Below are 13,111 nucleotides of genomic sequence, written 5' to 3'. Positions count from 1 at the left end.
AAACGCAACGCTTCATTCAATAATTTTTCACCTGAGTTAACTATGGTTTGATCAATTAAAGCATTTGTCAACAAACACGTTTAATTAGTTTCTGGTACCATAATTGTTGATTCTCATAAAAAGCACACTACCTGACATCTAGCAAGATAATTGCGAGAAAATCAGCTCGCTTCATAATTCCTTAATTAAGGTTTACTATACTCCGCTTCATCTCATCTTGCTCTATTAGTTTAGATAAAAATAAATGCGTTATACTAATATTGAATTATTAAAGAGAATCCCTCAGCATCTTAAAGGGGTTATGGAATACTACCCGGATGTGCTTCTGTTTCAATTGAATCAAATACAGTATACCCATTTATGGCATGAGTTATCTTCCGCAAAATACCTGTATACTAACGGATTTGTGATAAAACCTACCCATTGGTTGATGTATGCCTTTCAAACGGTTAAAGGCTGGCTTGGCTTTGATAATCATTGTCAGCCAGAGAAAATTTCATACGTTTTAGACAAACTCTCGTATTATGGATACACAAAACAATTTCTTCAGCCTGATTTTTCATCAATAACAAATTACTCAATCTCTCCTGAAATTTCTGCCCTGGTTGTCAAAAGCAGAGATGATTTAACGACAGCCCAACTACAAAATAAATTGGTGAATAATTATTTTAAAGTGGAGCCCCATCTTGGAATTGATTATTCCTACCAGAAACTAAACCCAAATCATCGCTTTGGTGAAAGCTGGATGCACGCACACGAGTGGGGACTGATTCCGCAATTAGACCCTCAAGATGACAGCTTGATCGCGGAGGTAATCAGCACCCTGGATAAGAAGGGGATTTCAGCAAAAGATGTGTTCTTTTTGCAACATAGCAAATACGCCAAAGCTGCTGCTCAGTACTATTGTGATAAGGCTAAAAATACAATTGTCCCTTCATTCTTTTTCCGCTTGCTTTGGACCGACCCGCGCCCTCGCTATCTCGCTTTGGCTCTTGCTTACGATCCTCAAATAGCCAAGCGGGATGCCCAGAAATTCATTGAATATCATCTTGCGCAAAAGGAATATGACAATGCATTTAATCTATTGGGCATATTGAACGACTCCAATCTGGTTTTAAAATTTTTGTTAGCGATTCCAGAAACAGAACGTCATGCTTTAATTCAAAAAGACACAGCAATCGCCGCCATCATGGCGAAATATTATATTGAAAAAAAACAATATCTCCTGGCAACACAATTTTACACCAATATTGAAGAAATTAGCCCTAATGCAGCATTTGCTATTGAAATTCAAGAGCAAAATTATGAAAAGGCTTATGATATCTTTAAGAAATACAATTCCCCTAACCTATTTTCAATGCCTGAGCGTAAATTGCTTGCCAAGATATTTTATAGTGACGCTGAAACAGCCTACGTAGCCGGGAAAACATATAGAGGAAATAAAAATTGGGAAAAAGCAAAACAATATTATCTGCAAAGCCTGGAGCAAAAAAAGGCAGCGCACCACCTGGATCCCGCTGACGAATACCTGGAAGATTTATACGCTCACAAACGCTTATATGCCTTGTTATTAATCGACGCAGATATCGACCTGAACAAAGCAGAGGACAGTGATATTGCCAGCATCCAAAAAGCAATCACTCTGTTGAGAGAATGCCGCTCAAGCAATAAAGAAGAACAAGAACATCATACGCGCGCCCTGGCAGCCGGACTTATGCGCCGAGTAGATACTTTGCGTGAAAAAATTGCTTTTAATTATTACTCTTCTGATTTTGAGTCTATCAGAAAACATAAAATTGAACACCAACAAGATATTGCGATTTTAATTAAAACATTGGAGGAGTTAATTGCTCTATTGGAAGGAACTCAAGACAAAGCCTTGCGCTTGCAACTGGGTAAAGCACATTATCTCCTGGCCGATGTTCAATGCTTTTTTGATATCAATGCCCCAGACATTAACCAGCATTATAAAATGGCGATGAAAGCAGTACCAGGAAACCCCTTTTATGTGCTACGCGTAGCAGAGCTATTTGAAGAGGAAAAAAGCAAACTGCAAAAAATCGGCATAACTCAGCTGAAAAATATGGGGTATCAGGTCTTCGATTTTCTTCATTGGTCTGAAGAGCGCTGGTGTAAGCGAGACGATATTATTCATAATATCAAAGATATCCACATGCCGCCCTCAGAACCAATTAATAGCTCATCATGGAATTTTACGTTTTAATTAATAGCTACAAAGTATAAAATAACCTCAGTTTGTGGATTTTCTTTAAAATATACTTTCGATTACCACCAATTGAAGAAGGCATTTAGAATAATGGCAACTTATTACGGGCAATGCGCTTGTGGAAAAATTCAATTTATGTGTACAGGTGAGCCTGTCTTTACTCAATATTGTCATTGCAATAAATGTCGAGAAATTGCTTCTTTGTCTCAAAAGAAACAGGATAAATCAGGTTACTCCCTCACTGCAGCTTATTTGACTAGAGACTTCAGGATCTTGTCTGAGGATAATGATTTTGAAGAAATCATTAAAGAAAAGGCAAAGTTATTTCTTTGCTCATATTGTCACAGCCTTGTTTATGGTATTGCACTTGATCCCGCGCAACAGGATAGTATTGGGATTAATGTAAATAACTTTAGCTTTGATACGAGCATCCCAGATTCATTTAAACCAGTAAGGCACATATGGTATGCCAGTCGTATTATGGATTGCGATGATCAACTGCCTAAATTTAAAGACGCTCCCAAAGAGCAGTTTGGTTCAGGGGAATTATTTGAATTGCCTGATGCCAACTGATAAACCGTATCCTATGTCTTTATCTTTCCAAAATATTCAGCACACTACATTGATCTGGCTCTCATATTTTTTCAATCCGACAAAACACCGTTTTGCCAAAACTAATTCAAACAGGACTTACAAAAAACCCCAATTTCTATGTTAAAAAATGTTTTTAATTCGGTCATTTAATTTATCTAAACTCCCTCACTAAAAACATTTTTTGCCTTGGCCTCGGGGTTTTTCGTAAGTCCTGTCAAATAATTTTTGTCTTTTACATCCATGATAAAAACCAAAGGACATTGGGATCAGATCTTAAGCAGGATGTTTTTTTTATCTCTTAATATTCTCTTAAAGTTTGACAGCTATAATATTTACCCACTGTGCTGATTTTTAAGTCACAAATATTAATTTTAAAGTATTTATCCAGGAGTTGTGTAATGCCTAAGTACGTTGAAGGGATAGAATTAACCCAAGAAGGGATGCATGCTATTTTTGAGCGCATGGGACATCCAAATATTACCAGCGGTACTATCTACAACGGAGAGCCTACAATTGATAAAGGTGCTCTTGACAGGCAAGGCTTTATGCCAGTATTGACCGGGGTCAGCCCAAGGCAAGACTCGGGACATTGGATTATGTTAATTAAAGGTCAAGGCAATCAATATTTTCTCTTTGACCCGCTGGGAGAAAGCTCGGGAAAATATTACCAAAATATTTTAGCTAAAAAACTACCTGGCGCTACGCTTTCTGTTATTCCTAATAATGCTGGATTAAATATGGGATTATGCGGCTATTGGGTTGCCTCAGTTGGTTTAAGAGCTCATGCGGCATTAACCCAACCTATTCCCCCTTCTTTAAGAAATCTGGGTCAAACCATTACCCAGGAAATGCGAGATGAACTAACACAAGATGGAAGCGAAAAAATTACACAATGGTTACGTGCCGTTGGCAATGAATTTCCAGATGGTGATATACAACCTGATGCCACAGCCTTAAGACGTGCTACTGAAAAGAATGTACGTATTGATGAGTTTCAGCCTGTTTTAACTGGAACATCACCTAAAGAAATTTCGATAAATCCTACTGCTCCTCAAGAAGTATCCGTTCCCACGTGGAATGGTTTTTCCTTATATACTGATGAAACCGTGAGAAATGCAGCCAGATACGCGTATGATAATTACTTGGGAAAACCTTATACCGGTACAGTAGAAGCGACACCTGTCAATTTTGGTGGGCAAATGGTGTACAGACAACACCATGGTCTTGCCCACACATTGCGCACCATGGCCTATGCGGAAATCATTGTTGAGGAAGCGCGAAAAGCAAAATTAAGGGGTGAATCATTAAAAACATTTGCTGATGGTCGTACTCTGGCGGATGTCACGCCTGAAGAATTGAGAAAAATCATGATCGCCCAGGCCTTCTTTGTCACTGGAAGAGACGATGAAGAATCCTCCAAGAATTATGAAAAATACCACGAACAAAGCCGAGATGCTTTTTTGAAGTATGTCGAAGAGAATAAATCCACTTTAATTCCTGATGTATTCAAAGATGAAAAAGATGTCAAATTCTATGCTGATGTGATTGAAGATAAAGATCATAAATGGGCAGATTCACCGGCGCATGTCCTGGTCAATCAGGGCCATATGGTTGATTTGGTCAGAGTAAAACAACCCCCTGAATCTTACCTGGAATACTATTTTTCACAACTTCAACCCTGGATAGGTTCAACAGCTACGGAAGCTGTTTTTGCGACACAGAGACAATTTTTCCATGCCACCTATGAAGCAGTTGCGGGCTTTGATAGCGAAAACAAAGAACCTCATCTAGTGGTCGATGGTTTAGGACGCTATGTGATTGGACAAGATGGCAATCCAATACGAGAAGAATCTGATGACGAAGACGAGGAAGAATCAGGTGAATTAAAATTTTTCTCACAAAAAAAGAAACTCGAGGAAAACCAACGTTACATGCGCGTTGATGAATATTTAAAACTTGATGAGGTCCAAAAGCGATTCCCTGGCGCTGGTAAAAAACTCGATGGGGGACTGCCTGGACTGAAAGAATATCAATATTTACAGCGCTTGAACTCAATAAACAGAGCACGGTGTGAAAACGATGTCGACTTTTGTTTGGGACAATTACAAACGGCACATCATCAAACCAAAATCACTCCGATAAAGAGAGCATTTCAATCGAGTTCTGAGAAAGCGCGAAGACAACCCAATATGGATGAAATTGCTGCTGCACGTATTGTTCAGCAAATCATGGCCAATCCTGATTGTATCCATGACGATCATGTCTTCCTTAACGGTCAAAAACTGGAAGAAAAATTCTTTCGTGATTTGTTGGCGAAATGTGACATGGCTATTGTAGGGTCGCTATTAAACGACACAGACATTAGAAATATCGATACCTTAATGCAACATGAGAGAAACACAGAATTTCACTCAACCGATGCCAAAGCAAAACCGGTGAAACTGGGAGAAACATGGGAAAAAACAATCAGATCGGGTGGTGGGGTTACCCAGATAAAACATGATTTAATTTTCCTCATGCAAAATGATGCCTGGTACCATACTCGAGTCAATGCGATTGCACAAAACCGGGATAAAGATTCAACATTCAAAGAAGTGTTGATTACCGCTTTAATGACACCATTGACTAACAAATCATTGATGGATACATCACGTTCCCCGGCCCCCAAAACGCTATTCCGTGGATTGGATCTGTCAGAAGAGTTTAAAAATAAATTAATTAACCAGGCTGAAACCATAATTGCCAATACGACAGAACATCTCTTTACTGATCTATCGACAGAAGCCTTTAAACAAATCAAATTAAATGACTTTAGCCAGGTTTCTGCTAGAACTTGTGCCAGTACTTCCACTAACATTGAAGTTCCCAGGACAATCTTTGGCTCCAATACCATCTTTGAAATACTTGATCCTGATGGTTTATTACACCCCAAACAAGTTGGAACCCATGTATCAGGGTCAGAAAGTGAATATTCCATTTATTTGCCAGAAGATGTTGCCTTGGTTCCAATCAAAGTAAGCTTTGATGGAAAAACAGGTAAAGGCAAAGACCGACATATTTTTACTTTAGTTGCGGTAAAAAGCCCCGATTTCACGCCAAGGCATGAAAGTGGTTATGCGGTTGGTCCTCTTTTGAAAATGCAAACGCCAAAATTAGAAGAAATTCAAAGATTAGTTGAGCAAGCAAGGGAAGAGCCTGACCTGGAAAGGGTATTCAATTTACAATCGAGAGTAGCAAGACAAGCCAAATTCTCCACTGAATCAGGATATAAAACGTTTCTGAATGAAAAGGTGGCGCCTGTGTTGGAACAAAGCCTCAATGGCCTCTTGGACAATAATGTAACCATTCTAGGCAAAGTATTATCAGCATTCCCTTCAGACGGCCAATGGTCTGCCTTTAATTCAGTTGAAGCAAGGCAAATGAAAATACAGATGGATGCCATTAAGCAAATGGTTGAAAAGAAAGCCGTCCTCGAAGGTCAAATTCTCCCTGCCTTGGCTCAATGCCAAAATGCTTTGGAGAAACAAAATATTGCAGGTGCATTACAAGCACTTAGAAACATCCCTTCTGAAAAAGAAATGCAAACCATGCTGTCAATTAGTGGTGGTTTGAGAGGACAAATCCAGCGTGCCAAGCAAGATTTGACTGAAACTCTGGAGCCACTTCAACGCGCTATAACTGCTAAATTGGTAAGCGATCAAGAAAAAGTGAAAGTGCGTTATGAAAAACTGATAGCAGGCATACCTCAACAGATCGCCGATCTTGAAAAAGCAGAACTCGCTGATCTTGCCAAGGTTAAAAAAGTGGTCTCTCGTTTTAATCACCTGCAAGAAGAATTAAAATTATTGCGTAATGAAAAAATTCGCATGCACACTGGCTCTGAAAAAGTCGATTTTTCAGATATCGCACAATTAGAGGCGCAACTACAAAAAATCCATACTAAATTATATGACGCCTATTTGGTTGAATTAACCAAAGAAATTTCAGCACTGGTTAAAGAAAAACCGAAAAACCTGGCCGACGTGAAAAGGATGGTTTCGAATTTCTACGCTATGTCAGCTGATATTGAACAATTGCGTCAGGAAAAGATAAAAGAACACGGTGAGTCAAAAGATCCGATTGATATGTCTGATATTGATAAATTAAAGGAAGAACTACAAAAAATTAATCAATTTTTAGTGAAGGCGATGGGAACTAATATCAGGGTTTCACTGAATCAAATGGAAGTAAAAACTTTTGATGCCCAGGAAAAAGAAGCACAACAAAATTTGAAGCAACTAGACGCACTGATTAATAAATTGGAAAGTTCTGATGCTGTACAGAAACAAAAAGAAGAACTCGAAAAATTAAACCAATTGCTTGTCGAGAAGCGAAAAGCCTATCCCGCAATGGTGCAGTTGCAATTCAGGAGTGAAGCATTAATTATCCATTTACGTGAATTATGTGAAGCTCATCAAGCTCAAATGGCTAAAACAAGAAATGTAAGGGCGCAAGAAATCACTAATGGACGATGGAAAGTACAATGGTTGACTGATTGGGTTGGTTTAACTACAGATGAGCGGGTAACTCTTGCCAATAAAGAGAAAGAATTGGCTAAATTCAAGGAAGATTTAAATAATGACGAGTATGATTTGCAGGAACTCATCAGTAACCTGGCTGAGAAAAACCCGTCAGAATTGGAAGAAGCCATAGGGATATCTAAAGAGAGCGCTCAGAAATTGCATAAACTGTTAACTCATCTAAACCACAGTACAACATTTATGAGTAAAATCGAGCAACGATTACAGTCTATTGATGAGCTATTAAACGAGTTTGGCAAGCAAGCGCCCCGAACTGAAATGATAAAAACTGTTGAGGAAAAACAAGGAACTCTCTTAAGATTGTAATTCTTTATCTTCCACGGTAGCCCATTAAGGGCTACCCCGTGGGATATTTTAGAAGATTACGGAAAATAAGATTATAATTATCACCTCTTGCCAGATTTAAAATGCAAGGATATATCTAATCGCTGCCATCTAATTTATTTTTGCTCGCAATACCCCATCACTACATTTACCACAGCATTAGCTCCTAAAAACCGTATTTTTGCCCTATTTTTTATGAGTGAGCGAAATTGAACAAATAGCTCTCTTGTGCTAGGAATATAAATATGGAAAGCGTTACTATTTCTAAGGATGCTTATCTGTGAAAAAAACAGGAAGTGATGTTCTCAAAGAATTTATAACGACCTTTGAAATTAATTATATTTTTGGCAACCCCGGCACTACAGAATTGAAATTTCTGGAAGCGATTGAGCAGTGTGATAATGCCACCTATTTTCTCACACTACAAGAATCCAGTACCGTAGGTATAGCCGCAGGCTATGCCATGATCACCAGGAAACCAGCTCTTATTAATTTACATAATTATGTTGGCTTAGCGAATGCTGTCTGTAATATGTACAATGCATTCACTTCAGGAATTCCCCTGCTAATAATTGCTGGCCAACATGCACGTCCTTATTTAATTCATAGCCCAGTCATGTCCGGAGACTTGACCTCTTTAGCTCACACTGCAGTAAAATATGCCTATGAGGTGAATTCCGCCAGCGATCTGGCCGTTGCTTTACAGCGTGGTTATGCTCAGGCAATTTTGCCTGGGCCAGGTCCGGTTTTTCTATCAATCCCTATGGACATTTGGCAAGAAGAAACTCAAGAAACCACGATAAAGAAGACAAAATTTTTACATGCTTGCATCAACGCTGAAATAGAGCAAATTTGTGAGGTTTTAACAAATACCCCCAAAGGAAAATTGGCATTTATAGCGGATTATGAGGTAGGTGCATCGAATAGTATTCGCCTTTTACATACCATTGCCGATCGGCTAAATGCCGATATTTATGCTGCCCCCTATCATGTGCGTGAAGTAATTAATCCCTTAAGTGTAAATTACAAAGGTAGATTGTCAGATAAATCTGGAGAAGTGCACAACCTGCTGCTGCAATATGAAACTGTGGTACTTTTAGGCGAAAAAGTGAAAGGATATTTGTATACTGGTCAATCTTCTATTCCACAGGGTATACGATTCATACAAATCAGTGCCGCATCGGAGCATCTGGCCTTTGACTATCCTTGCGATCTGGCAATTCTTGGCAATCTTGAGGCGACCTTAACTGCTATTAGCAAGCATTTAAAAATTAATGGGCTAAATGTGCCGCTTAAACCAGCCACCAACATTAAAAATTTGGAAAAAAAATATAAGCAACATCCTCTGCATTCGTTGATTGTTACCCTCCTGAATCAAGTAAATCGCTCTGTTCATTTAATAACAGAAGGATCATCAGAAGATGCTATTGTGCAGGACATTGCAACAACACTAGGTTTTTTAAATGTGAATTTTTCACCAAGAGGGGGTGGGCTTGGCTGGGCTATGCCATTAGCAATAGGTATTTCTCTAGCGACCAGACACCATTCAATTTGTTTTGTAGGAGATGGGGGCAGCATGTATGCGATTCATTCAATATGGTCAGCTGCCAAATATAAGATTCCTGTCATTTTCATTTGTTTTGTTAATCGAGAATACAGAGTATTAAAAACAGATATGTCTCAAAATAGATCTTTCACAGAAGAAGATTTTTTTCGCCTGGATTTGAATCATCCACCAATTGATGTTCAACAAATTGCCTTATCTTTCGGGGCACAGGTGAAGACCATTAAATCAAAAGAAGAAGTAGAGACTGTTCTCAAGAGTAGCTTTGCATTCCAAGGCCCAACATTTATTACCCTATATCATCAATAAAACATTTCGAAAGCCAGACATTGGCTTTTGCATTATCTAAAAATGTAAAGCTTAAAATCAGTCTCATTATTTAAAAATTTTTATTTTACAACTCATAGGAAAATTATTGCCGGGAATTAATTTTTCAGGTTAGTCAGATTGCAATCAGAACACAAGCCTTTGATTTCTACAGTACAATTAATAATTGAAAATTGAATGGAATTCGCCGCTTCTGTTACCGCAGTAAAATCAACTACACATTCCAATTCTTTGACAAAATCACACTGATTGCATATAAGAAATTGGGCTTGTCCCACATGATGCCCATGCAAACAGGCGACATAGGATTTCAGACTGTCAATGCAATGAATAAATCCCTCTTGATGCCAAAATTGAATAGCTCGGTAGACCGTTGGTGGCTTGGGGTTATCCACTTCCATAGATAATCTTTGCAGTATGTCATAAGCCCCGAGTGGCTTTCTCTCATCGACTAATATTTTGAGGACACGCTCCCTTGGCTCGGTAAATCGATAGCCATGGTTTACACAATGTTTATAAGCCTTATCCAACAAATTATGTTTCATTAATCTTCTTACAAGCGAATAGTTAGTGCGCACTATTTTATCATAATCCCTGTTGCAAGGAAAAATGATCAAACAACAGCCAATCATTATTTCATAGAAATCATTTACTGTCTAAAAATTATTTAATTTTTCTTGTTATCTAACAATTAAATGTTACAATATAACATTTTTTGAGAAAGGCAGTATGTGCTTGTAACGCCTGGCTTAGGAAGAAATCTTATTAGGGACAAACCGCTGGCTCTATTGTGCAGACCCAGTTTCAAAATAGGCATTTGCAGAAAATTAACCTTTCTCTATAGCAACCAGAACCCCTTTAAATAGAGGAAAGCCATGCTGTATAGTAATTATCGATTCTACCTTGCAAAAGATGCCCAACTTCTCAACCCGGAAGAATCCAGAGAAGCAATTGAGCAGATTTTAGCTAAAACTAAAGAGTTGGAGTTAATAAGAGTAGCTGTCGATTTGACTAGTTCAAATAAAAGCATCAGCTTATTGAGCGCATCCAAAGAGAATCATGTCATAAAAACCAAAGTGACCCAGATTTTAAAGGAGCAGGGCCTTTCTGTAATAGACATGATGGAAGTGGAAGTGCTCCAGGATATTGAAAAAATAGAGCATCACCATCCTACTCATAAGTCTAAGAACACACATCTTCATCCCGTTAAAAAGCACCAAAAAAAAGCAAAACATGACCATTCTCATGGGCATGGGCACCACCATGGACATCATCATGAAAATCATTGGATCAAAGCAGCATTAGGTTTGATTTGGGGAATTGGATTACTTGTTCTTTCTATTGGGACTTTTAATATTCCCTTGGTTGCTTACTATGTCATTACAGGACTTACCTCTTTGATGACTTTGTATTTGGGCCACACAGTTTATCAATCAGCCTGGCAAGCATTGAAAGAAAAAAAATGGGACACCACTACTTTATACTCAATTAGCACTCTAACTATTCTTGCTGTTTCTATTGCGAGCGTTTTTGTCCCTGGCCTACCCATGATGTTTGAGGCAGCCCCTCTGGTTTTAGGCTTTTGGCATTTAGGTGAAGGAATTGAACATACTCTGGTCGGTAAAATCAATAAAAAATTGGATGTCCGGGATTGTGTACCACCATTAGTCCTGTTAAAAGGTAATCCGGATAAAGAGATTTCAGTCAAGACATTAATTCCTAACGACATGATTATCGTTAAAAAAGGACAGGTCATTCCTGTTGATGGTGTCTTAACGCAAAAAGCGCTCCTTTATACCACAAGAATTGATGGCTCGCCCAAACTCAAAGAATTTCACCCTGGGGATGTTGTAAAAGCTGGCATGCAATTGGCAGATCATATTCCTTCTCTGGAAATGCAGGTTACCAAAACTTATCAAAATTCTTATTTGTCATTGATTGCCGAAAACATTAATAAAGCGAATGATGAGAAAGCGCCTATCGAAATGTTTGCAGACAAGGTATTGAAATATTTTATTCCTGGTTTGATTGCGGTAGCGCTCCTATCGGGGATTGTGATCGGTTCGTTGTTTAATCCAGCACTGGCTATTCAATGCGTCGTGTCTGTTCTGGTAAGTGCCTGCCCGTGCGCTTTGAGTTTAATTACCCCAATGGCAGTTAAAATCGGTATGAAAAAAGCCTCTGAAAACGGCATCCACTTTAACAACGGTAAAGCCTTGCAAGCAGCAGCCGACATCGATACCGTTGTTTTTGATTTGAATGGCACTCTGACTCAGGGCAAAATGGTGGTGAAATCATTGCATATTACTGATAAAAAGTATTTGCGCCCTATTGCATTACTGGAAAGCCAGTCGGATCATCCAGTAGCGAAAATTATTAAATCTTACATGGAACAGCAAGATACGGCTTCAACCGAACCATTAGAAATAACGTCAATTGATAAGAGTCATCATTCCGGCATGAAAGGTATTATTAATGGTGAGGTCTTTATTATAGGGAATAAAGACATGCTTGCCGCCAATGGAATTACCTCTATCGACAAACCCTATGATAATCCTGAAAAAGGTTCTGTTTATATTGTGCGTGGGACAACGGTGATAGGTCAAATTGCCTTAATTGATCCATTGCGAGAGGATGCCATTGCTACAGTGAAACAATTGAAACGTCTTGGAAAATCCGTACATATTTGCACCGGGGCAGATCAAGCTACTGCAGAAAAATATGCGGCATTATTAGGCATTCCCAAGGATAATATCTGTGCGAACACTGTGGGGGCTGTCACGAAAAAGGGGGAAGTATCCAAAACCAGTTATATTCAACAATTAAAGCAAAAAGGCTTTAAAGTAGCTATGGTTGGTGATGCCGCTAATGACGCTACGGCAATTGCCTATTCCGATATAGGCATTGCTGTTAAATCAAGTATCGGTGACTCCATAACCGAACAACATGCCGGCATAGTCGTACAACAAGGCTTATTATTTCCTATAGCAACAGCATTTGATGTAGCCCAAAAAACCAAACAAAATATTTTCCAAAACCTGTTCGTGAGCCTAAGCTATAACTCAATAATTACGCTTGTGGCGGCGGGGTTGTTTGTGGCATTAGGTTTTGCACTAAATCCTGTGCTGGGTGTCGCATTGATGGTGCTTGAATCCACTATTGTTTTGACGAACTTATATCTTTTCAAGCAACAAGATATTGTGTCCTCAACATCATCCAATGCCAATAATGCTGTAGAGATCGAGCCCGCTGCAAATACAACCTCAAAGGTCTTGCATGCTTTAGGGCATCGTTCCCAGCCTCAAGAAAATTTAGCAGTTGTGACAGAGTCTAAACCAGTCAATCCCAAAGTAATAAATTTGTTTGCACCTAAAGAACATTCTTCGTATAGGCCTGATGCCACTCAACAAAAATTGGGGTGCGGCATCTGTTGATCAAGCAGTACTGGAAATTGCCTTGATTTTCTACTTCAAGGCAGTTGTTACGATAGCCATC

The 13,111-nt window shown here is 38.9% G+C and carries 6 protein-coding genes; 5 read left to right on the top strand and 1 reads right to left on the bottom strand.

Annotated elements, in window-relative coordinates:
- Window positions 1–244: 244 nt before the first annotated feature.
- The 4 genes from LPG_RS01185 (at window position 245) to LPG_RS01170 (ending at window position 9,598) form a co-directional block, all read left to right on the top strand.
- A complete protein-coding gene (locus tag LPG_RS01185) occupies window positions 245–2,224 on the top strand; it encodes a tetratricopeptide repeat protein (protein ID WP_010945997.1) in 1,980 nt (659 codons plus the stop codon).
- 93 nt (window positions 2,225–2,317) lie between these two features.
- Entirely contained in the window at window positions 2,318–2,800 is a 483-nt protein-coding gene (locus LPG_RS01180; RefSeq protein ID WP_015444907.1) for a GFA family protein, read from the top strand.
- Between the two features lie 419 nt (window positions 2,801–3,219).
- A complete protein-coding gene (gene sidE, locus LPG_RS01175; protein ID WP_015444908.1) occupies window positions 3,220–7,707 on the top strand; it encodes a T4SS effector NAD-dependent ubiquitin ligase SidE in 4,488 nt (1,495 codons plus the stop codon).
- A 298-nt stretch (window positions 7,708–8,005) separates the two neighbouring features.
- A complete protein-coding gene (locus LPG_RS01170; protein WP_010945994.1) occupies window positions 8,006–9,598 on the top strand; it encodes a thiamine pyrophosphate-binding protein in 1,593 nt (530 codons plus the stop codon).
- Between the two features lie 116 nt (window positions 9,599–9,714).
- Here the strand turns inward: LPG_RS01170 and LPG_RS01165 are convergent, their stop codons facing one another.
- On the bottom strand, window positions 9,715–10,161 hold the full coding sequence (locus LPG_RS01165; protein WP_025862461.1) for a Fur family transcriptional regulator: 447 nt from the start codon (window positions 10,159–10,161) through the stop codon (window positions 9,715–9,717).
- A 330-nt stretch (window positions 10,162–10,491) separates the two neighbouring features.
- Between LPG_RS01165 and LPG_RS01160 the strand changes: the two genes are divergently transcribed.
- Complete coding sequence (locus LPG_RS01160) at window positions 10,492–13,050, top strand: heavy metal translocating P-type ATPase (RefSeq protein WP_010945992.1); 2,559 nt, start codon at window positions 10,492–10,494, stop codon at window positions 13,048–13,050.
- Window positions 13,051–13,111: the final 61 nt, after the last annotated feature.

The sequence above is a fragment of the Legionella pneumophila subsp. pneumophila str. Philadelphia 1 genome (genome assembly GCF_000008485.1).
In the GTDB taxonomy this organism is placed as follows: Bacteria; Pseudomonadota; Gammaproteobacteria; order Legionellales; family Legionellaceae; genus Legionella; species Legionella pneumophila.
Note: the sequence above shows the minus strand (reverse complement) of the source record. Positions and strands in the feature narration are given on the sequence as shown.